This is a genomic window from Streptomyces rimosus, assembly GCF_008704655.1.
GTDB classification, from domain to species: Bacteria; Actinomycetota; Actinomycetes; order Streptomycetales; family Streptomycetaceae; genus Streptomyces; species Streptomyces rimosus.
Map to the genome: position 1 here is coordinate 881,228 of NZ_CP023688.1, position 20,275 is coordinate 901,502.

Annotated in this window: 20 protein-coding genes and 2 pseudogenes; 8 read left to right on the forward strand and 14 right to left on the reverse strand. The window is 66.6% G+C overall.

Going from position 1 to position 20,275, the window contains the following annotated elements; translation table 11 throughout:
* Positions 1-31 precede the first annotated feature (31 nt).
* Positions 32-955 (forward strand): endo-beta-N-acetylglucosaminidase H, encoded by a 924-nt coding sequence (locus CP984_RS03570; protein WP_003980773.1) that lies wholly within the window; start codon positions 32-34, stop codon positions 953-955.
* A gap of 403 nt (positions 956-1,358) precedes the next feature.
* Here CP984_RS03570 and CP984_RS03575 read toward each other — a convergent pair whose 3' ends face one another.
* From CP984_RS03575 to CP984_RS03610, 8 genes and pseudogenes are all read right to left on the reverse strand, one after another.
* Positions 1,359-2,129, reverse strand: a complete 771-nt coding sequence (locus CP984_RS03575; RefSeq protein ID WP_003980774.1) for a class I SAM-dependent methyltransferase — start codon at positions 2,127-2,129, stop codon at positions 1,359-1,361.
* Positions 2,126-2,899 (reverse strand): response regulator, encoded by a 774-nt coding sequence (locus CP984_RS03580; protein ID WP_003980775.1) that lies wholly within the window; start codon positions 2,897-2,899, stop codon positions 2,126-2,128. Before CP984_RS03580 ends, CP984_RS03575 begins: the two co-directional genes overlap by 4 nt.
* A gap of 51 nt (positions 2,900-2,950) precedes the next feature.
* Positions 2,951-3,768, reverse strand: a protein-coding gene (locus CP984_RS03585; RefSeq protein WP_086026205.1) for an IS5 family transposase whose coding sequence is annotated in 2 segments (ribosomal slippage) — positions 2,951-3,426 and positions 3,426-3,768 — 819 coding nt in all. Because the reading frame shifts where the segments join, the coding sequence is not laid out codon by codon here.
* Positions 3,769-4,607: 839 nt separating this feature from the next.
* Positions 4,608-5,477: an endonuclease/exonuclease/phosphatase family protein gene (locus tag CP984_RS03595; protein WP_129821011.1), complete on the reverse strand. Its 870-nt coding sequence runs from the start codon at positions 5,475-5,477 to the stop codon at positions 4,608-4,610.
* Positions 5,478-5,918: 441 nt separating this feature from the next.
* A pseudogene (locus CP984_RS03600) lies at positions 5,919-6,381 on the reverse strand (IS5 family transposase); the annotation flags it as partial.
* 229 nt (positions 6,382-6,610) lie between these two features.
* Positions 6,611-7,327: a transposase gene (locus CP984_RS03605; RefSeq protein ID WP_231512650.1), complete on the reverse strand. Its 717-nt coding sequence runs from the start codon at positions 7,325-7,327 to the stop codon at positions 6,611-6,613.
* Entirely contained in the window at positions 7,264-7,629 is a 366-nt protein-coding gene (locus tag CP984_RS42580; protein WP_231512651.1) for a hypothetical protein, read from the reverse strand. Before CP984_RS42580 ends, CP984_RS03605 begins: the two co-directional genes overlap by 64 nt.
* Before the next feature lie 1,053 nt (positions 7,630-8,682).
* Positions 8,683-9,750 (reverse strand): ParB/RepB/Spo0J family partition protein, encoded by a 1,068-nt coding sequence (locus CP984_RS03610; RefSeq protein WP_078605230.1) that lies wholly within the window; start codon positions 9,748-9,750, stop codon positions 8,683-8,685.
* Positions 9,751-10,330: 580 nt separating this feature from the next.
* Here CP984_RS03610 and CP984_RS43100 point away from each other — a divergent pair.
* The 4 genes and pseudogenes from CP984_RS43100 to CP984_RS03630 all read left to right on the forward strand — a co-directional run.
* A pseudogene (locus CP984_RS43100) lies at positions 10,331-10,576 on the forward strand (ISAzo13 family transposase); the annotation flags it as partial.
* Positions 10,577-10,819: 243 nt separating this feature from the next.
* Positions 10,820-11,614 carry a S1 family peptidase gene (locus tag CP984_RS03620; protein WP_030182092.1) on the forward strand — a complete coding sequence of 265 codons (795 nt, stop codon included), beginning with the start codon at positions 10,820-10,822 and terminating at the stop codon, positions 11,612-11,614.
* A 172-nt stretch (positions 11,615-11,786) separates the two neighbouring features.
* Positions 11,787-11,990, forward strand: coding sequence for a transposase (locus CP984_RS42945; RefSeq protein ID WP_197049357.1), 204 nt, complete (start codon positions 11,787-11,789; stop codon positions 11,988-11,990).
* Positions 11,991-12,071: 81 nt separating this feature from the next.
* A complete protein-coding gene (locus CP984_RS03630; RefSeq protein WP_003980781.1) occupies positions 12,072-12,680 on the forward strand; it encodes a GDSL-type esterase/lipase family protein in 609 nt (202 codons plus the stop codon).
* An 81-nt stretch (positions 12,681-12,761) separates the two neighbouring features.
* Here the strand turns inward: CP984_RS03630 and CP984_RS41115 are convergent, their stop codons facing one another.
* The 6 genes from CP984_RS41115 to CP984_RS03665 all read right to left on the reverse strand — a co-directional run bounded on the left by CP984_RS41115 (position 12,762) and on the right by CP984_RS03665 (position 17,163).
* Positions 12,762-13,559, reverse strand: coding sequence for a hypothetical protein (locus tag CP984_RS41115; protein WP_003980782.1), 798 nt, complete (start codon positions 13,557-13,559; stop codon positions 12,762-12,764).
* Between the two features lie 14 nt (positions 13,560-13,573).
* Positions 13,574-13,795, reverse strand: a complete 222-nt coding sequence (locus CP984_RS03645; RefSeq protein ID WP_003980783.1) for a helix-turn-helix domain-containing protein — start codon at positions 13,793-13,795, stop codon at positions 13,574-13,576.
* Between the two features lie 328 nt (positions 13,796-14,123).
* Entirely contained in the window at positions 14,124-14,297 is a 174-nt protein-coding gene (locus CP984_RS03650) for a CsbD family protein (protein ID WP_003980784.1), read from the reverse strand.
* Positions 14,298-14,444: 147 nt separating this feature from the next.
* Positions 14,445-14,693: a hypothetical protein gene (locus CP984_RS03655; protein WP_003980785.1), complete on the reverse strand. Its 249-nt coding sequence runs from the start codon at positions 14,691-14,693 to the stop codon at positions 14,445-14,447.
* Between the two features lie 461 nt (positions 14,694-15,154).
* A complete protein-coding gene (locus CP984_RS03660) occupies positions 15,155-16,600 on the reverse strand; it encodes a flotillin family protein (RefSeq protein ID WP_030182087.1) in 1,446 nt (481 codons plus the stop codon).
* A 59-nt stretch (positions 16,601-16,659) separates the two neighbouring features.
* A complete protein-coding gene (locus CP984_RS03665; protein WP_030182084.1) occupies positions 16,660-17,163 on the reverse strand; it encodes a hypothetical protein in 504 nt (167 codons plus the stop codon).
* 543 nt (positions 17,164-17,706) lie between these two features.
* Between CP984_RS03665 and CP984_RS03670 the strand changes: the two genes are divergently transcribed.
* The 3 genes from CP984_RS03670 to CP984_RS03680 all read left to right on the forward strand — a co-directional run bounded on the left by CP984_RS03670 (position 17,707) and on the right by CP984_RS03680 (position 20,258).
* On the forward strand, positions 17,707-18,231 hold the full coding sequence (locus CP984_RS03670) for a hypothetical protein (RefSeq protein WP_003980788.1): 525 nt from the start codon (positions 17,707-17,709) through the stop codon (positions 18,229-18,231).
* A gap of 157 nt (positions 18,232-18,388) precedes the next feature.
* Positions 18,389-19,075 (forward strand): hypothetical protein, encoded by a 687-nt coding sequence (locus tag CP984_RS03675; RefSeq protein ID WP_078586987.1) that lies wholly within the window; start codon positions 18,389-18,391, stop codon positions 19,073-19,075.
* A 1-nt stretch (position 19,076) separates the two neighbouring features.
* A complete protein-coding gene (locus tag CP984_RS03680; RefSeq protein WP_030182082.1) occupies positions 19,077-20,258 on the forward strand; it encodes an MAB_1171c family putative transporter in 1,182 nt (393 codons plus the stop codon).
* Positions 20,259-20,275: the final 17 nt, after the last annotated feature.

A 20,275-nucleotide genomic window follows, 5' to 3' on the forward strand; every position in this document is an offset into this window, starting at 1 on the left:
GCCGGCCCCTACGACGGGAGACCGATCCCCCATGTTCCATCTGATACGGCGCAGAGTGCGGACGGCCGCGCTCACGGTCTCGGCCATCGCGGCCCTCACCTTCGGCGCGACCGCCCCGACCGGCGCGGCAGCGGCCCCCGCCCCCGCTCCCGGGAAGCAGGGGCCGACCTCGGTGGCCTACGTCGAGGTGAACGACCACAGCATGCTCAACGTGGGCAAGTACACCCTCGCCAACGGCGGCGGCAACGTCTTCGACGTCGCCGTGATCTTCGCAGCGAACATCAACTACAACACGGACACGAAGACGGCGTACCTGCACTTCAACGAGAACGTGCAGCGCGTCCTTGACAACGTTGCCACCGAGGTTCGGCCGTTGCAGCGGAAAGGCCTCAAGGTCACCCTCTCGGTGCTCGGCAACCACCAGGGCGCGGGCTTCGCCAACTTCCCGTCGCAGCAGGCGGCTTCGGCGTTCGCGAAACAGCTGTCGGACACCGTGGCCAAGTACGGCCTGGACGGCATCGACTTCGACGACGAGTACGCCAAGTACGGCACCAACGGCACCGGACGGCCCAACAGCAGCTCGTTCGTGCACCTGGTGACGGCGCTGCGCGCCAACATGCCGGACAAGATCATCAGCCTCTACAACATCGGCCCGTCCGCATCGCGCCTCTCCTACGGCGGCGTCAACATCTCCTCCAAGTTCGACTACGCCTGGAACCCGTACTACGGCACCTGGCGCGTCCCCGGCATCGCCCTGCCCAAGACGAAGCTTTCCCCGGCGGCCGTCGCGATCGGCAGCACCTCGCAGAGCACAGCCGCCAGCCTCGCCCGCCGCACCGTCCGCGAAGGATACGGCGTATACCTCACCTACAACCTCGACGGCACCGACCGCAGCACCGATGTCTCCGCGTTCACCAGGGAGCTGTATGGCAGTGACGCCGTATACACGCCATAAGACGCCCACACGCCTCGGCACGCGGCGCCCCTCTGGCCCTCACCGCATCCAGTAGAAATATGCCCCGCACAGGCCGCGCCTCTGACAACGATGTCGGGGGCGCGACCACACACGGTGCGCCATCGGCGGCCCTCCGACGCCCCCCCGATGCGCTGGCTCGTCAGTCCCTGCTCACAGGACGGCAAAGGCGGAATACCGTTTCGTACCGAGACGGGACAAAACGCTTAGTAGCAGGCACATGTCGCTGAAGCCCAGCGCCCACGGCCGTGCTTCCAGCCGACCCTCAGCTCAAGATGAGTCGGATGGCGGCCATTTCGTCGGCCATGGCCGGGTTCAGCTTACCGTTTTCGTCGAGCGCACTGCCGCTCGGGCGCCCTGCCGCCGGGAAGAGCGCGCCGGTGCGTCAGCCGGCGGTGGCTGACGGCCAGGGGGAGTGGGTGTCCGGTTCGTACACCGAGACATGCCGCAGGCTGGAGGCGGTGTACGGCGTGCCCCGCCAGTCTTCCGAGCGGTCGACCAGGCGCAGGCCGGACAGCTGGGCCAGCAGGTCGATCTCGAAGGGGAAGGCGTAGCGCAGTACGTGTTTCCGGGTCTCCGGGGCGCCGCCGCCGTCGACGATGGTGTGGGTCGAGAGCATGAGTTGCTGGGAGCGGTCCACGGTCAGGGTGTCCAGCATGACGGCCCGCTCGTCCAGGTGCCGCATAGAGAAGTCGGGTTTCTGCAGGTGGTGGTACGGCGCCGGGTCGAACGCTTCCAGAATGAAACGGCCGCCGGGGACGAGCTGTTCGTGGGCCAGGCGGAGGCAGCCGAGCTGCTGCTCCTTCGTGATGGCCACGAAGAAGGTGTTGAGGACGAGGGTCACGGTGTCGAAGACCTGGCCGGTGCCCTCTTCGGTGAAGTCGCCGAGCTGCGCGGTCACCGTCTCCTGCGGATCACGTCTGCGCAGCTCGGCAAGCATGGCCTCGGAGCCGTCGAGGCCGTGTACAGTCAGGCCCCGCCTGGCGAGCGGGACGGCGATCCGTCCTGTACCGACGCCGAGTTCGAGGACGCGGCCGCCCGGCGGGGTGTGCGCGGCGATGAACTCGACCGCCTGGTCCGTGTCCTCGCCGATCGGGTACATCCGGTCGTAGACGTTCGCCAGCTTCTGGTCGTAGATCGCGTTGCCGAGGGTCATGGTGCTGGTCTCCGAGGGGTGGGGTGGTGGCGGTGAGGGGGGTGTGCTGTCGGCCCGGATCCGCCCCGTGCCGCCCCAGGCTCCCCCGATCGCTCAGCGGGTCCCGGCGGGGTGGCCAGTGGGCGTCTCCGGGCGGCCGCGGCGCGGTGGGCGACCACGGCGGCCTGCACCCGGTTAGTCAGGCCCAGCTTTGTCAGGATCGTGCTGACGTGCTCCTTGGCGGTGGACGCGCTGAGCAGCAGGTGGCGTCCGATCTCCGCGTTGGTCAGTCCTTCGGCGAGCAGTTCGAGGACCTGGTGCTCGCGCTCGGTGAGTGTGCCCAGGCGCGGGTCCGGTTCGTCGTGACGCATGCCGGTGTCGAGGTAACCGTCGATGACGATCCGGGCCGCCGCAGCGGACAGTACGGTATCGCCGGCGGCCAGCACCCGGACCACGTGGGCCAGTTCTTGTGGTGTGGCGTCCTTCATCAGGAAGCCGGCCGCGCCGGAGCGCAGCGCCGCGGCGATGTCCTCGTCGGTCAGGAACGTCGTGAGGATGGCGACTGTGGGTGGAGCCGGGCGCGAGCGGATCCATTCGAGAGCGGTGAGCCCGTCGACGTCCGGCATCCTGAGGTCCAGCAGGACCACGTCGGGCCTGTGGGTGTCCACCGCTTCGAGTACGTCCCGCCCGTCGCAGACCACCGGTACTTCGATGTCCGGCTCGCACTCCAAAATACGCTGCATACACGTCCGCAGCAGAATTTCGTCATCGACGATCATCACGCGAATCATTACGCCCTCGTGTGCATGACCCCTCGGCCATATCACGTTTAAGAGGGTGTCCTATGTGGTGAGCTGGGCATGGCGCTTGTGGCAGACGATGGCGGCGGCGAGGCCGAGAAAGGCCAGGTAGTTGTCGTGGTGGCGCTCGTATCGCGGGTTGAGCCGGCGGTAGCCGGACAGCCAGGCCAACGTTCGTTCAATTACCCACCGGTGACGGCCCAGGCGGTCGCTGGGTTCGACGCCGATGCGGGCGATACGGACCGCGATGCGCCGTCCGCGCAGCCATCGCCTCAGGTGCGGCCGGTCGTATGCCTTGTCGGCATGCACCTTGCCCACCGGGTAGTTCCGCCCGCGTTCGGGGTCGTGTTTCGTTTGGTAGCCGCCGATCATCGGCTTGAGGCCGTCGCTGTCGGCGGTGTTGCCGCCCGAGAGGCCGACCACGAGGGGCAGTCCCGCCGCATCGGACAGGATGTGCATCTTGGAACCGGGCCTGCCCCGGTCCACGGGGCTCGGACCTGTAAGTTCGCCCCCCTTTTCGCCCGCACGTGGGCGGTGTCCAGCACCAGGCGGGTCAGATCGAGAAGGCCGCGGCCAGCGAGCCGGTCGAGGACCCGCTGATGCAGGCGGCCCCACACCCCGGCCCTGGACCAGATCAGGAAACGACGGTGGGCGGTGGACTTCGAGATGCCGAAGCACGGCGGCAGGGCCCGCCAGGCGCACCCGGAGACCAGCACGTACACGATCGCGGCGAACACCGCCTCATCGTCGGTGTTCGCAGTTCCGCCGCCCTGAGGTCGCAGACGTGGCGGCGGCAGCAGCGGCCGGGTGATCTCCCATAACCCGTCCGGGACGATCCACCCCCAACGGTTGCTCGCCATACGAGAAACCTGCCCAGCTCACCACGTAGGACACCCTCTTAGCTCCAAATTCCAACCAAATGCCGGGGCACCAGTCCAGAGCCACCCAGTACTCTCACAACCATTGCTCCATCACAGAGCAGCAGGAGCGGCTGTCCACGCTGGGCATCAAGCCGCTCGAGGAGCCGTCTCCCGCACCGGCGGCCAGGCGGGCGGCGGGAAGGGCCCAGGCAAGGCGCGGCATGCCTTCCAGCGGAGCCTGACAGCCCTCGCCCAGTGGGTGGCCGGGAGGGCGCCGACCGGCCGGTGCCGCGCAGACACGCCGAGGAGATCACGGTCGACAGCGCAACCGATCCGGTGGTCGTGAAGCTGGGCTTATGGGCATCGAATGGGCAGCAGCCTGAGCTGGGATGCGCAGCGGGGCCGTACCGACTGCGGTCGATACGGCCCGGGAGGGTGAGACGGCTGGTCTTACGCGGCCATGTCCTCGCCGCTGACGAACGGCGGTGCGGAAGCGGGTCGGGGCCGCCGCCTTCCCATCCTGCTGCTGGCTCCTTTTGATTCGGGCGAGCAGTTCCTGGTGCGCCCTGGCCCACTTGTTGTCCCCGTGCCGAGGTGGACGTGAGCCCACCGCTACGGCGAGACACGATTCGAGGCCGACGAAGCGGATCACGTAGCAGGCATTGAGGAAGGCGATGGTCTGCTCGGGGTCGAGCCGATAACACCTGGCCCACTTGGGTTGCGCGTCACATGCCCGCCCGGTCGCGGAGAACACCTCCTGCCTGCCTCACAAGCTGCCAAGCGAGGCGTCATCGCTGCACCGAGCAGGCTTCGAGCCACAGCTGTTTCGCGAGTCGCTATCAGTTCGGTTTCGGCGACCACACCACAGCCCAGTGATCGCTAGCCCCAGACCTGGCGACTTCGACATGGCCCCGCCGCCAGTCCGAGTCGACATTGGAGACCATATAGTCCAGTTCTCCGCCACTCAGCTGAGTTGGATCATTCGGGCGGTAGATGTGCGCTGCAGACGGCAGCTTTTTGTCCTTCGCGAGGTCATCGGGCGCGCGGTTGAAGTCGGCCAGCACCGCCCAGTTGGGTATGTTGAGAACCTTTGCCTCATTGGCCGTGTTCCGCACTAGTGCAGCTGCATCCCCGCCGCCGCTAGCGCTGGCGTGCGCGGAGCAGAACAGTGTGGAAGTGTTCGTGTCGTTGACGCACAACAGTGGCCGGTATGGCCCGGTAATCGTCTTGATGTTGGCGGTACCGGGCTGCCATTTGGTCACGAGCCCCAAATTCTTCGAAGGCTCCCTCAATACATACAGGTAGCGGATGTTCGGACGACTGGTCGACCCAATATTCCACTCATACTCTTCCAGGCGGCCGCCAGTTTGTACCGCTTTGGCGCCGGCGGGGGGGTTCTTCGGAACTTCTTGAAGTGCGACCACGTCCGTTTTGTGTTCATTGACCAGCTTGCCGACGTCGGCCCAGTTTCCGGCCTTGGATTGAATATTCCACGTCGCCAAGCCGGGTTCGGGAGTTACGGCCTGCGCTGGCGAGGGCACCACAGCCACCAGGGTGGATGCCACCAGCACTGCCATGATGACGTGACGTCCGCTTCGGGCTCCGTGGGTGACGCTACGACTCATCGCCAAATCCTCTCTTGCCAAATTTTTCAGGATCAGCCGCCGTGCTCGCTCAGCATTGCCCTGCCAGAAGCGGGTAAGGTCCATCACGCTAAGCCGGGAGCTGCGGCCTGGTCTTATCGCCCGGGGGCGGGGTGCCGGGCCGGGCTGCTTGGGCGGACCAGCCGTCTTAGCCATCGCGATATGGCCGCCCTTCCGACTGGAGACGCCCAACACCTGGGACTGGCCTGCTCGTTGCTGTGCAGGCAATCGGACTTTAACAGCAATTCCTGCCAGAGGACGATGAACAGGCGCGTGCAGGCACGTTTCCTTGCGGTACCTGCACGGCGGGAGCGTGGCCGAAATTTCGGGGAGGGTAACGAGCTCTTGCACGGCAGGTGGCGAGAGGCCGAACCCGTGATCGTTCATCATGCATGCATAGTGGGGAACGCGCCTCGAGCAGTGATGGTCAGCAACCGGAGGATCACGGGCCTGCCGTCCGAAGCGATTGCGCAACTCGTCGCTGAGGTAGCTGCTTAAGACGGTGTCCTACATGGTGAGGTTGAGGAGCCGTTTGTAGCAGCAGAGGGCGGCGGCGAGGCCGAGGAAGGGCAGGTAGTTGCGTGCATGGCGTTCGTAGCGGGGACTGAGCCGGCGGTAGCCGGTCAGCCACGACATCGTCCTCTCGATCACCCACCTGCGACGCCCCAGGCATTCGCTGGAGTCGATGCCCTTGCGGGCGATGCGGACACCGATGCGATGGCCCACAGCCATCGCCGCAGGTGGGGGATGTCGTATGCCTTATCCGCGTGCAGACGCCGAGGCTTTGACTGGTCTGCGCGGGATTCGTGTCCCTTGTGGAAATAGGACAGCATCGGCTTCAGCGCGAGGCTGTCGTGGGTCCGGCCGCGGAGATTCCGACCCGTAGGGGCAGTCCTGCCGCATCGGACAGGATGTGCATCTTGGAACCGGGTTTACCCCGGTCCACGGGTGACGGACCTGCAAGTTCGCCCGCTTATCTGTTTGAGGGGCAGGGTCAAGCGGTGTGTGGGCATGTGCGCGGACGTCTCGAGTGGCGTCCGGCGACATGATGATCGATGGGGTCGGGCTCACGGATGCGGCCGCTCAGTCTTTTGAGGCCCTCGGGCGGAGTGGAGCCGCTGGGCAGGGTGCCTGCAGGAGCTGGCCGCTGGCATCGTTAAAGGGATCGGGCGGGGCCCCGCACCGGGTGCCGGAGTTCGTCACACCGCGGCGAGCGCCTCGCCGCCGAGGGCCCGCAGGGCATGATGGGCCCGGCGGACGAGTTTGCGGGCCACCGACAGCGCGGCCCGGTTGCCACCGCACCTGGCTTTGACCTGCTGGTAGTAGGCGTAGTCGGGGGCACTGGGCCGGGCGGCGCACTTGGCGGCTTCGAACAGCGCCCATCGCAGCAGCGGCGGTCCCTGGCGGGCCAGGCGGTCGGGGCTGCGTTTGGTGTCGGACGAATAGACGGTCACGTCCAGTCCCGTGTGGCGGACGGCCTGGCGGGAGGAGGAGAAGCGGCGCGCGTTGCCGAGCTCGGCCCAGATGGCCACCGCGGTGACCGGCCCGACGCCGTAGTGCTCCAGCAGGGTTGCGCATCCGGGCTGCTTGCGTGCGAAGGCGGTCAGCCGGCGGCGGAGCGGGGCCATTTCGTTTTCCAGGGCATTGAGCGTCCGCAGCGCGGCCAGGACGGCTTGGTGGGCGGCGGGTGACAGTCCGTCGCCGCTGGCCAGCCGGGCCCGGTGGTCGGCTGCGAGGAGGTCCCCGGTGGGCGCGGCGACGCCGTGGTGGAAGAGCGTGGCGTGGATGCGCTGGACCCAGGCGGTGTGCTCGTCGCGCAGGTCCTTGTAGAGCCGCAGGAGGGTGCGCATCTTTAGGACCTGCCGGGGCGGAATCCAGGACGGGGGAAGACGCCCGTCGGCGAGCAGTTCGCGGATCTTGCGGGCATCCGCCCGGTCGGTCTTGGCCCGGCGCTTGGGCCGTCGGCCGCCGCGGTATCGGCCGGCTCGGCCAACTGCACCTCGATGCCGGCCGCCTGGCATTCCTCGACGATGAACCGCCAGCCGGTGCAGCCCTCGACCGCCAGTGCCGCCGGCCGCGGCAACTGCTCCAGCCAGGAACGGAACCGTGCCCGCGTCGCGGGCACGATCCGCCCCCGGCGGACCTGCTCAGTGGCGCCGTCGAGACAGTCGAAGGTGATCTGCCTGCGATGAACGTCCAACCCGCCTACGATGGCCATAACGGGGCCTCCTCACGCTCCCGAAGACAGTGGCTCACCAAGCATCGTGCTCCGCACCGGAGCGTCAGCCCATGAGCTGAGGAGGCCCCTCCCGCATGTCATCTTTTCCGGCTGGCGGGGAAGGGAGGCCAGGAGGATGTCGTAGTGACATGCCCGGGCGATGGCCGTGTCCCGCTGCTGCTGCCAGCGCACCCGGTGGGCGTCGAGGCCGGCCAGGACGTCCCGCCACGGCGCCCCGGGGCCCGCGCACGGACCGCCGACTGCGATTCTTCGGCATGGCTCCGGCGGGGCCACAGCAGGGCCTGCGCCAGGCTGGCGATCGTCAGCAGGTCGGGCCACAGCCGGCAGCCCGGCCCCGAGCACGTGAGCGACGGTCAGCCAGGACCCGCCCCCGAGTCCGGCAGGGCGTTGTCGCGTGGGGGCACCGGGTCCTGGACTCCCCACGTGGCTCAGCATCCTCCGACGTCGTTCACCACTTCACTGCGGACGGAACCGTGCCCCGTCACCGCGGGCGTGCCCGGTCATCGCCTGCACCAGGGTGCGGATTCGCTCGGGGTGGTCCAGCAGGAGCGGCACGATTGTCTCCATGGCCAGGCTGGGGAGGACGTCCAGGTAGAGCTCGTAGTCGTCGCCGCGGTCGGCGGCCAGGGCCAGCAGCCGACGGGCGGCGGTGTCTCCGTCCTGTGCGGCTGCCAGGAGCTGTCAGGCTCGTGCGACGGGCAGATCGATCTGCGGTGCGGTCTCCTGCTCGACCACGTCGATGAGGTTGGCGGTCTTTCGCGGGCGCTGGTGCGGTCCGCGGTGTCGCGGGCGCGCTGGCGGAGGAGGGCCGCGCGGCGGCCGGGACGAGGTGGTGTCACCGATCCGGCGGCCGGGCCCGGACCGCTCACCAGACCTGCGAGGGGCCCGCCTGATCTGCGAGGGACCCGTCATTCGCGAGGAGGCGGCAGCAAACTGCACATCCTGGGCGTACCCCACCGGCTGTTCCCGTCCATCCGTACGGCCGGTTTGCGCACCGTCCGGCTCGCGGCCGGCGCGCTACCGGAGCAGCTTTCATGGACCTCGTCGGACCGCCCGGTGTAGTTCGGTGGCCAGTTGCCGCCAGGTTGCGGAGCAGTCCTGGGCGAGCTGGGCCATGGAGAGCAGCTGGTGGGCAGGCGTGGAGTCGGCGAACTGCTGCAGCTCCTTGGCGTCGAGAGTGAGGATGCCGAGCCATTGGAGCAGAAGACGGCCCTTCTCGGTCATTCGCACGGAGGGGTCCTGGCGCAGGCTGCTCAGCAACTGCCGCTGGGTTTGCTGGGCTTTTGCGGGCTGCGGCGCCGCGCCGGAGGTGGTTTCCCCGGACGGTACGGGAGCGCCTTTCTTCCTTGCCGTGTCCTTACGTTCCCGGCCGGGCCCATCCGCATCCGCCTTTGTTTCACTGCGGAGTTTCGCGCGTATGTTGTGTGCGGTGCCTACGGAGACCCCCGCCTCCTGTGCCACCGCCCGCAGTGGCGCTTCCGGACGTTCCCGCATGATGTCCACGGCCTTCTTCCGCCCGGGCGCTCCGTCCACGGGGCGCCTGCGGCCGTCGCGCCCCACTCTCCTGTTCAACTGCGAGGATTTTTCAGTTGAACGGCGACGGATGCCCGCGACGGTCGGAGGGCTGAGGCCCGCCACTGCAGCGATCGCACGATCCGACCAGTCGGGGTATATGCGAACTATTCTCTCGGTGGCCGCTTCCCGCTCATCGGCCGACAGCGGAAGCCCGTGGGCTACGTTCGCTTGCACGGACTGCACGAACGACTCCGCGTCGCTGCCCTCGAAATACTGGACCGGAATGGTGTCATCGCCGCGCAGCATCGCGGCCTTAACCCGGTGCATGCCGTCAATGACCCGCAGGGTCGAACGCTGAACCAGGATCGGCGGCAGCCCCTCCTTGACTTCCGCCAGGCGCAGGACGTGTTCCGGGTCCGTTCCGCTCGTCCTCGGTGTGTCCGTAAGTATCAGCGAAGCGATAGCAACGGTCTCGATACGGCCGTGCCCGATGGTCCTCGAAGGTCGTGCCGACGATGGACTGCCATAGTCTCGGCCTCCCGGACGGACTGGCCCGACAGCAGGCGCTTCAACGAGATTGTCCACCCGCGTGCCTCGCTCTCACTCGACCGCCATTCGTCCATCACGCGAGCAAGTGACCCATGTGCCGGCCATTGCGCCGACAGCCGCGCAACTCGACCTATTTTTACCTCGTTCAGAAAACGGATCCAAATCACAGAAGGGGCCGTTCGGCCCTAGGCATTCGGACAAGGAACAACACCGTGCGCAGGATGGGCGATGATTACTCAGCCAACAGAACCTTCCCGAGTCTCAAGACGTGCCCTTAACAGCCCGTGGGCTTCCTGGAAGATGAGGTCTAGGTACCGACCGAGGACTTCGGCCGCGGCACCGTGCCCGGCATCGCGTGTCGCTCATCGACGACGACCTGGCCCGGCTGCCGCTGCCGACCACTGCCCTTTAACATCCGCGCCTTCGTACCGGTCGGCGACGTCCATCTGCTGCAGATCGAGCGGGGCTACTACGCCGCCCCAACGGGGCGGCTGTCGCCCGACATCAGCAAGGACGAGCTCGCCGTCGAAAGAGCTGCTGGGCGGTACGGGTGCGCTGGCGCATCGGAGGCCGAAGGCGGCCCGAGCCCCGCCGATTGTTTGGAGGGGCGGTAGTACTGGCCGGGATGCCCCAGGAGGGGCTGGACTGCCCTGTCGGCGATCCGGCGCCGGCTCTGGACGAGTTGCGTGAGCGTGGACGCCTTCGCCTTCGACAATGTGGGGCCGATCGACGCAGGGCTCGCGGAGCAGGAGCCAGGGACAAGCTGACCGCGGCCGACCGAGTCCTGGCCACCGTGCTCTACCTGCGCCAACTCGGCCCCCGAGACCTGCTGACCAAACCCTTCGGCATCAACGGCAGCACCAGGCGGGGGGTAGCTGTGCACGACTGGACCGCCGTCGACTGCACGTCCGCACCTCCTGACGCCACCGCAATCCGCCTCCACGGTACGGCGGTCCCCCCGTTCCTATCGGACCTCGGCGGCACACGGTGGCCGGTTCCCAACCCTCTGGTCCGTATATATGGTGATCTCCACAATCTGCGGTAGCCGCATTGGCGGGCTCATGCCCAATGGGGCTACCCCATCCCGCCCACGGAGAGTAGCCAGTTGAAGACCAAGCCGCGAAGATTGCAGAGAGCCGTCACACTCGGTGTGATCGCTCTGGCCACCGTCAGCCTTCAGTCCGTGGCCGCTCAGGCGGCTCCCCACCCGGACCCGAACCCCAGCAACCGTATCGTCGGCGGCACCCGCGCCGAGCAGGGCGAATTCCCGTTCATAGTGCGACTGTCGATGGGCTGTGGCGGAGCTCTGTACGCCAAGGACATCGTCCTGACCGCCGCCCACTGTGTCGACGGCTCCGACGCCACCGGTATCACCGTCACCGGCGCCGTCGTGGACCTGGAGAGCCCCGACGCGATCAAGGTGAAGTCCACCAAGATCCTTGTGGCTCCCGGCTACGACGGCAAGGGCAAGGACTGGGCCCTCGTCAAGCTCGAGAAGCCGATCGACCAGCCCACACTGAAGATCGCCAAGGACCCCAAGTACAACGAGGGCGAGTTCGACATAGCCGGCTGGGGCGCCGACAAGGAGGGTGGCCAGCAGCAGCGCTACCTCCTCAAGGCCAAGGTGCCCTTCGTCGACGACGCCACTTGCCAGAAGGCGTACGGCGACCGGCTCACCCCCGGCGAGGAGATCTGCACCGGCAAGCTCCACGTGGGCGGCGTCGACACCTGCCAGGGCGACTCCGGCGGCCCGATGTTCCGCAGAGACGAGGCCGGCGAGTACGTCCAGGTCGGCATCGTCAGCTGGGGCGACGGCTGCGCGCGCCCCGAATCCCCCGGTATCTACACCGAGGTGTCGACCTTCGCGGGCGACATAGAAAAAGCGGCATCGGAGCTCTGAGAGCCTGACGCCCCCACAACCTGACGCCAGACGTTTCCTGGCGGGGCGCTCGCAGACGCGGGCGCCCCGCTTCCCCGTTCCAGAACGCGCACCGCCCGACGGTTAGAGGGTGTCTGAGAAGCTCCGTTCAGGGCAGGTGACTTGGTAGTTCCTGCACTTCGGGGAGGTGGGGATGGCTGGTCGGCGGGCGTATCCGACGGATCTTTCCAATGCGGAGTGGGTGGTGCTCGAACCACTGGTTCCTCCGTCGAAACCGGGCGGGCGGCCGCCGAAACGTCCGCGCCGGGAGATCATCGATGCCCTGGCGTACTGGGTACGGGCCGGCTGCGCCTGGCGATTGCTCCCACATGACTTGGGTGCGGCTCTTGGTGAGTGAGATCGCTGTCAAAGTCTGGGTGGCAGTCCGCCCCTTGAACTCGGAGGAGTAGTTGCCCAGTCGGTCGCTACGGTTGGCTGGGTGATCGAGGACATACGTATCTGCTTCATCGGTGACTCGTTTGTTCAAGGGGTCGGTGACCCCGAATACCGGGGCTGGGTCGGCCGGGTGCTGGAGACCGGGGGCGGTGACATCACGGCCTTCAATCTCGGTATCAGGCGCAACACTTCCGAGGACGTAGTGAGTCGCTGCTGGCAGGAAGTCCTGCCCCGGATGCTGCCCGGTGCCGACAACAGACTCGTCATCTCCTTCGGCAGCAACGACATGGTCGAGGAGAACGGCGCGGTGCGCGTCGATCCGGTCCGTTGTCTGGAGAACTTGATCTCGATCCTCGACGAGTGTCGACGGCGGGCCGTCACCCCGCTGGTAGTTGGTCCGCCGCCGGTCATCAGCGCCGGCGCCGAGCACTTGGAGCGGACAGTGAAACTCGCTGAGGAGATGAACGATCTGTGTGATGCGCAACGCATCCCGTTCATCGCCACAACCCTGCGTCTGGCCGACAACCTGGTCTGGACTCGGGAAGTCCTGGCCGGTGATGGTGCTCACCCGAGCAGCGGCGGCTATCGGCAGCTGGCCGATCTCATCCTGGCTGGTCAATGGCAGCGGTGGATCGCTCAGGCCCACTCCTGAGGAGAGCCGTCGGCCACCTGGCATCCCTCACGGCGACATCCACGGCCAGATGGTTCTGTATTCGTGGTGGCCCAGGTGGCATCACGCGGTGAGGGCGTATCTGATCTGGTCGCCGGTGGGGTAGAGGCGTCGGTGCTCCTTGGCGACGTGGTACTCCCAGTAGGCATCAAGATCACCGTTGGAGTCGACAGCACGGAGTCTGAGGACGGCTTCGGAACCGTCGAGTCCCCAGCGGGCGCCGCCAATATCGAGCCGGTCGGCGATCAGATGACGTGCGGCTCCCTCGATGATCCCGGTGGCGATCGGCCAGCCGGCCGCGAGGGCCTGGTCGTAGTGCAGGAAGTCGCTGTTGCTGCGCAGGTAGCGGACGCATGTATCGACACCGTGACGCTGCTCCGCGGTCAACTCGGCCTGACCTGCCTGGACGTGAAGGGTGTCGGCGACCTCGGCGGCGTCGCCGTTCAAGATGGCGAGGGCATGGACGGCGACCCAGTCCTCGACACTCTTGTCGCCCGGTTGGTGGAAGCACCAGGCCGCGGACCACACCTTTTCAAGAACATGGATGATGTCGATGACGATGCGCACGTCGACGTGGTGGAGGCGGGCTTCGGCCTGGACAAGGTCGAGCTGGTGGCGGGCGCCGTCGACCAGGACGACCCAGGTGCGACGGTGGTCGGGGTCGCGGGCCTGGGCGTGGTCGAAGACCTGCGCCACGACGTGCTCTGCGTCGTGCTCGACCGAACCGCACAGCCATTTGCCGCGGGCGACGGGACCGGGCCGGCGAACGTGCCCGTCTGCGAAGCCGCCGGGCGGGACGATCACATCGTGCGGTCGGCGGGGTGCGGGCTCGGCGTCATAGACCGCGCCGAGCGTCGCCATGCGCTTTCTGCCGGTCAGGCCGAGACGGCCTTCTTGCCCCTGGTGGCTCCGCCACGACCACGCAGGGTCACACCGGATTCGCTGAGCACCCGGTGCACAAACCCGTAGGAGCGGCCGGTCTCCTCGGCCAGCGCCCGGATGCTCGCTCCGGAGTCGTACTTCTCCTTCAGGTCTGCCGCGAGCTTCTCGCGCACGGCGCCGGTCACCCAGCTACTCTTCTTCAGAGTCTCGGCCACCTGTGTCTCCTGGAAAGTGTGCTCTGTACTGTCATGATTTCCCCTCCCGGCCTTCCTGGTCACCCATTCAGCGCGGTCCGTAGGACATCGTTTGCCGGCATGACGCCGAACTGGCCTGCGGAGTGATGGGTTTCGCTCGAAGTCCCCGTGCTCCGGTCCGGTCCGCGCATTCCGAGCGAGCAAGCAGGGATGAAAAAGCCGATACACCCGCTTATCCGTCCGGGCCGTACGCGGGCGGGGCACTCTGATGAATGCAGATTTCATCAGGCCGGGGCAGCAACCTCGGCAGGCTGTTTCCCCGGCAGTGTCATGCCGACCGGGCCGAAGCTCAGTCCTGGAAGGCGTCCTTGACCTTTTCCTTGGCTTCCCGGAGATTTCCATTCATCTTATCGCCTGCCCCCTTGGCCGGCGCCTGATCGTTTCCCGCTGCGCGGCCGGTCTCCTTCTTGACGGCGCCCAAGAGCTGCTCGACCTTGGCCTTGGCTTTCTCGATTGCGCTCATAACGTTCTCCTTGTGCAGGTTGCCGGATACGAATACGCGCGCCCCCGTGGCGGGCAGAAAAACGGGCAGCATCATCATTTTCCCGCTGATGCGAGTGTGAGTGAGAACACAGGGTGCAGGCCGATTCCGGGGGGGATAGCGCGGTTGCTAGCGCTTGCAGCCCGCTCGAATATCGCAGACCGTGGTGGTGTCTTTCGTCGCCCCTGAGTGCTCGGCGTGAATGTTCGCGACGACGCGCGCGGAGCAGCTGATGATGGCCACGGCAACCACCCCCAGGAAGACCCACTGGGCGGCGCCGGTGGATATCGCATTACGCACCAGAAGCGCCAACAGCAGAACCATGGACGCGATGTAAGACTTTTTGTAGCCTTGTTGATAATTGCGGTTTTCGCTCATGTTGAGTCCTTGCTTCTCCCGTATCTGCTATTTAGGAGGCGGTTCAGAACGGAGGATACGGAGTGGGTGACCCGCGGACACGGTTGCTGTCCTTCACGGAACGTGTGTGGAGACAGTGGAGGCCAGTCGGCGAAGTCCTCATCGCATCAGAGCCCGTGGGGCCGGCTTCTGACTCACATGGCTGTCGTATCGCTTGTATGGCTCGAACGAGCCTTACAAGCGATCCAGGGAGGAACTCGCCCGCTGTAACGGGCTGCACGGCCCTGGGGCCCTCAACAACCCGACACTGCCGGGAGGGTGTTTGCGTACCGCGGCGACTGTCTTCAGCCTGTCTACGGGACCACGCGATGCGTGGATGAAGTCTCCGCTCAGCATTCCTGCTCGGCGTGGCCGGGAATGGAATGGTTCCGGCCACGCGCGAGAGCCTCACCGGCCACTGCGGGAGCTGTGGCGGGCAGGGGTTATTCCATAACCTTGACCTTCCGGTTGGCGGCGGCAGGGGTCGGGGAGGTACCTACCCCGCTGGTCTTGCGGGCTGTTGCGCGCCGGGTGAAGCCCTTGAGCAGTTCAGCGAGGTCGACTCCGGTGGTGGAGCTGAGGAGTTCGAAGCCCTGGGCGACGTTGTCGGTGACCGTACGCGAGAGCCGGCTCGCGCCGTCGGTGGAGATCACCGTCATCTTGTCGACGGCGCTCAGCGGCTCGGACGCCTTGGCGACAACCTGCGGCAGGACCTCGGTCAGCATCTGGATGACCGCTGCGTCCCCGTACCGGTCGAACGCGTCGGCCTTCTTCCGCATCGCCTCCGCTTCGGCCGCGCCCCTGGCGGCGATGGCGGCGGCCTCGGCCTCGCCCTCGATGCGTACGGCGTCGGCAAGCGAGGCGCGGTGGGCCTTTTCGCCCTCACCGGTCAGGCGGGAACGTTCGGCGTCCGCCTCGGCCTGCTTGACCAGGGCGACCCGGCGGGCTTCGGCTTCCTGCTCGGCCTGGTAGCGCGCGGCATCGGCGGGCTTGCGGATCTTGGTGTCGAGCTCACGGTCGGTCAGGGCGGCCTGCCGCTGGGCGACCTTCTCCTGCTCGCTGAGGACTTCCTGCCGGCGTGCGGCCTCGGCCAGCGGGCCGGCCGCATTGGCCTGGGCGGCAGCGGCCTCGGTCTCCACGCGGATCTCGGCCTGCTTGAGGGCGAAGGTCCGCTCGGCGACCGCGATTTCCTCGGCCGCCTTGAGCCGGGCCTGCTCGGAGGCGCGGCGCGCGTTGGCTTCGGCGATGTCGGCTTCCTGCTTGGCGCGGGCGGCCTCGGGGCGGCCCAGGTCCTCCAGGTAGGAGCCTTCGGTGGTGATGTCCTGGATCTGGAAGGCGTCCAGGACCAGGCCCTGTCCGGACAGGCTGGTCTCCGCCTCTTCGGCAACCTGACCGGCGAAGGCGGCGCGGTCACGGATGATGTCCTCGACCGACATCCGTCCGACGATGGCCCGGAGTGCCCCGGAGAGCACTTCCTGGGTGAAGCCGACGATGCCGTCCTGCTGCTGGAGGAAGCGCTGGGCGGCGGCCCGGATGGCGTCCTCGTTGCCGCCGACCTTGACGATCGCGACACCTTCGAGGTTGGCCTTGACGCCGCGCAGGGTGACGGCGCCGCGCACAGCGATGGGGATGTGCCGACTGGACAGGTCGAGGGTGAACTTCTGCTGGACGAAGGGGACGATGAAGACGCCGCCGCCGACCACGACCTTCTGGCCGCTGTTGTCGATGGAGATGCGGCCGGTCTCCGGGTCGGTGGACTTCTTGCCGCGGCGGCCGGTGATGATGAACGCTTCGCTGGGCCCGGCGACCTTGTACCGCGTGATCACGACGAGGGCCAGCAGGACCAGGAGTACGACGACTCCCACCACGGCGATGAGAACTGGACTCATGAAAAATCCCCTCTGCCACCCAGGGGACAGCAGATCGAATCGGGCTGTTGACAAAAGGGTCAGCGTTCGACGGGGCGGACGGCGACGGAGGTGGTCGACAGCGCGGTTTCCACCCAGATTTCGGTGCCGCGCATCACAGGCTTTGTGCTCTTGGCCGACAGCTTCACCGGCTGGCCGGCCACCCGCACCAGCACCTCGCCGTAGCCTTCGGCGGGGATCGCGGTGATGACCGAACCCGCGGCACCGATCAGGTCGTCACGGCGTGGGGTGACCGCCGTCTGGTCACTCATCAGGGCACCGCTGAGTTTCCACGTCAGCCAGCCGGCGGCAGCGCCGATGACGGTACCCATGGCCGAGGCCGCGCCGGCGCCCGCGTCACTGGTGCCCAGCACGATGGCGCCGGTGAAACCGAGCATGGAGACGAACCCCGCCACGACCGGCAGTGACAGCCAGCCGTCGAGCAGACCGCCCAAGCCGAGCAGCCCTTCAAGGATGTTGCCGAAGACGAGTGAGAGCGCCAGCACGACGATGCCCACAATGCCGAGTCCGAGGAAAATAGTCATGTCGTCCGCCTCGTCTGCCACAGGGAAACCCTGGATGCGGCTCCACCAGGAGCGTCCGCCCTTGCCACAGCCGTTCGGCATGGGTTCAGTGCACCATCGCTGCGGGTGGCAGCGCCTGTTCCGGCCGACGGGGCCGAGGCTGAAAAGGCAGTCATCCTGGGGTCCGTTCTCGATGATCGATGGCTCTGTCCTGGCAGGTGGCCGCCCCGTCGGCATGAGGTTCGCTCGGGCAATACGCTTTCGGCGGACCAGCTCGTAGCCTCATGGCAGCGCTCTCCACCAGGTCTTCTCGGGCGATGAGAAGCTGTGTGGCCGTCGGAGGCCGAGGGCTCGAACAGCGCCATCTAACAAACTAACCAGGTACGGATCAGGCCGTCCGCGCCGACTAGTACGTTGGACATCGCGAACCATAAGCCCCTCCATCGAGCACCTGTCAAGTCGCGTAGGGACAGCTTCACCAGGCACGGAAGATTCATCTAGTAGAGTGGACGACGGCTAGAATGCGACCACCACCAGCGGCAACCCGGCGACGGGACAGGAGAAGTGATCGCGACGATGGGTGACCAGCAGCCCGCCGCCAGGCGCACCATTGCCCAGAAACTGGGCTACCTGATCGAGACGCTCCACCCCAAGGGCCGGGGACCCTACAGCTACCAAGAGATCGCGGAGCTGATCAGGCAGCGGGCGGGCAACGAGGGTCCCACGGTCTCCCACGGCACGATTCACAACATCGCCATCGGCAAGGTCACCAATCCCAGCGTGGACTCCCTGCGCGCCCTGGGGGACTTCTTCGGCGTCGGGGCTCGTTACTTCCTTGACGAGGAGGCCGCGGCAGCCGTGGACGCGCGCATCCGGGAGATCCGGAAGGAAGCGGAGCGAGCCGACGCCAGCGACGAGCTGGCCGATGTCCTGGAGGACAAAGATGTCCGGGCCGTGGCTTTTCGCCTACGCGGACTGTCGGTCAACGCCCTTCGCGGTATCAAGAGCATCGTCGAAGGCGCCCGCCAGGCCGAAGGACTGCCGAAAGTGGAGACGCACAGTTCCCGACGCCACAGGCGATCGCAGTAACCACCTACCCGCACCCGCGCAGGACCAAAGCTGACCAGCCCGCACCTATATCGTCTAACATCACCAACCATCCAAGGTGAAACGGACATGAACACCGACAGGCGTCAGCGGCTCGGGCCAGTCAGCGGTGGCAGGACGGAATGAGGATCGGCCAGGCATGCGGTGGAGAAGAAAACGCCCGGTCAGCACGTGCCGCATTACAGCGGATGAGCTGGATATCCCTATCCCTTTCGACCTTCAAAGCTTCTGTGCGTCCATCGCTCAGCAGCGCGGCCGTCCGCTTATTCTTCTTCCGCTCGACGGCTCGCCCGAACCGGATTTTCCCTGTGGCATCTGGATCGGCCTAGACACCCTCGACCTGGTGTTCTACGAAACGGCAGCGGCCGGCATTTTGCGCGTACAGATCATCCTGCATGAAATCGCGCACATGCTCCTCGGACATGTCGCCCCTCAGCTCGGCGTGGGCCAAGATGTTTCCGAGGAAGAACTGGCTACGGTGAGCGACCACTTCGAGAGGCTGCTGGCACGCGCTCCCGAAGCCATCGATGCCCTGAGCCGACCGCACCTCCCGATCGCGGGGATCATGCGTGCGGAAGCAGACCGTATCCGTGCCCTGGCTGCGGCATCAGAGCCCGTGGACGATGAACTTGGCCTGTCCGCCGACCGTATAGTCGATCTTCTCGGACGCACGAAATTCGACAACTGTCAGGAACGGGACGCAGAAATTCTGGCCACACTCATACTGGAGCGAGCCAGTCGCAACGAGGCGCGAGCCACCTGCAAAAGGGCCACCAGGGCACTCGCCCACCTCAACGACACTTTTGGACATCCGGTACGCCGATAGCATGTGCCCCCTCAAACACGTCGTCCTTGCCGCGCTCTGGGCCGTAACCGCATGGCGCCTGCCATCCGCCGTCCGCGTGGCCAAGCAGCGGTCAGTGTGGGTCGCCTTTGCCTCCATAGCCGCCGCCAACACCCTGGCGCATCCCGCCGTCGAAGGCCCCCTCAACGAAGTCACCGGCATCAACAACCTGGCCACCCTGGTCAGAAATCTGTTGGGCATCATCGGTTACAGCGCGTTCCTGCAGTTCGTCATCTCCGTGGCCCGCCCCCAGGCCATTCGCATCAGCCGCCGACTGCTGACTGTCTGCGGAATCGTCAGTGCGTGCGCGCTCGTCTTCCTGTTCGCCGTCACACCGCGCCCTTACAACGCCGACAACTTCTTCGAGGCATGCACCGGTCGGCCACTGGGAACCGCGTACTGTTGCGTCGTCCTTGGCTACTTGGGCGTCAGCACGGTGATCGCGACCTGTCTCTTCATGGGATACAGCCGCCACGCCGGAGATGCCTGGCTGCGCGTCGGGCTACGCCTGCTGGGCATCGGCACCGGCCTCGGTGCTTTCTACACCGTCTTTTGCGCAGCGCGCCTGCTTACTCGGCTCGCCCATCAGCCCTTTGTGACCGATGATCACACGGCCCTGTCGGTCGCCCACATCATCGAGGACACCGCCGTCGTCTTCATCGTCGTCGGCAATTCGGTACCTGCCTGCGGCGTCCTGTGGCGCGCCCTGTTCGACTGGCGCACCCTGCGTCGGCTTCGGCCGCTGTGGAGCTCTCTCACCGAGGCGGTACCCGACATCGTCCTGGAAGGCCCCATCCACCGCACGCTACGCATCCGGCTCCACCGTCAGGTCATCGAGATTCACGACGCTAGGCTCGTCCTCGCCTCCTACGCTTCCCCGCGGCTGCGCGAACAGGCCCACCAGCGTGCCGCGCAAGTCCTGCGCGACGGTGAGCGCCGCACCGCTCTGGCCGAGGCCCTATGGCTCCGGGCCGCTTGCGAAGCCAAACTCGCCGGCGCCCAACCGCTGGCCGACTCCGCCGAAAAGCTCACCGTCCTATCGGAACACCTGGACCTCAGCTTCGACTTCGGCACCGAGGTCGCGTGGGTCCGGCAACTGTGCGAAGCGTTCCACTCCCCCACAGCCGACGCCTTCGCGTGGGAACAGCAGTTGGAGCAAGCATGACAGCCCACTCCGGACAG

Excerpts from the sequence above, each read along its gene's own strand:
- CP984_RS03570 (WP_003980773.1), top strand. The coding sequence starts at position 32 with ATGTTCCATCTGATACGGCGCAGAGTGCGGACGGCCGCGCTCACGGTC.
- CP984_RS03575 (WP_003980774.1), bottom strand. The coding sequence starts at position 2,129 with ATGACCCTCGGCAACGCGATCTACGACCAGAAGCTGGCGAACGTCTAC.
- CP984_RS03580 (WP_003980775.1), bottom strand. The coding sequence starts at position 2,899 with ATGATTCGCGTGATGATCGTCGATGACGAAATTCTGCTGCGGACGTGT.
- CP984_RS03595 (WP_129821011.1), bottom strand. The coding sequence starts at position 5,477 with ATGGACCTTACCCGCTTCTGGCAGGGCAATGCTGAGCGAGCACGGCGG.
- CP984_RS42580 (WP_231512651.1), bottom strand. The coding sequence starts at position 7,629 with ATGGCCATCGTAGGCGGGTTGGACGTTCATCGCAGGCAGATCACCTTC.
- CP984_RS42945 (WP_197049357.1), top strand. The coding sequence starts at position 11,787 with ATGGCTGGTCGGCGGGCGTATCCGACGGATCTTTCCAATGCGGAGTGG.
- CP984_RS41115 (WP_003980782.1), bottom strand. The coding sequence starts at position 13,559 with ATGGCGACGCTCGGCGCGGTCTATGACGCCGAGCCCGCACCCCGCCGA.
- CP984_RS03650 (WP_003980784.1), bottom strand. The coding sequence starts at position 14,297 with ATGAGCGCAATCGAGAAAGCCAAGGCCAAGGTCGAGCAGCTCTTGGGC.
- CP984_RS03655 (WP_003980785.1), bottom strand. The coding sequence starts at position 14,693 with ATGAGCGAAAACCGCAATTATCAACAAGGCTACAAAAAGTCTTACATC.
- CP984_RS03660 (WP_030182087.1), bottom strand. The coding sequence starts at position 16,600 with ATGAGTCCAGTTCTCATCGCCGTGGTGGGAGTCGTCGTACTCCTGGTC.
- CP984_RS03665 (WP_030182084.1), bottom strand. The coding sequence starts at position 17,163 with ATGACTATTTTCCTCGGACTCGGCATTGTGGGCATCGTCGTGCTGGCG.
- CP984_RS03675 (WP_078586987.1), top strand. The coding sequence starts at position 18,389 with ATGCGGTGGAGAAGAAAACGCCCGGTCAGCACGTGCCGCATTACAGCG.
- CP984_RS03680 (WP_030182082.1), top strand. The coding sequence starts at position 19,077 with ATGTGCCCCCTCAAACACGTCGTCCTTGCCGCGCTCTGGGCCGTAACC.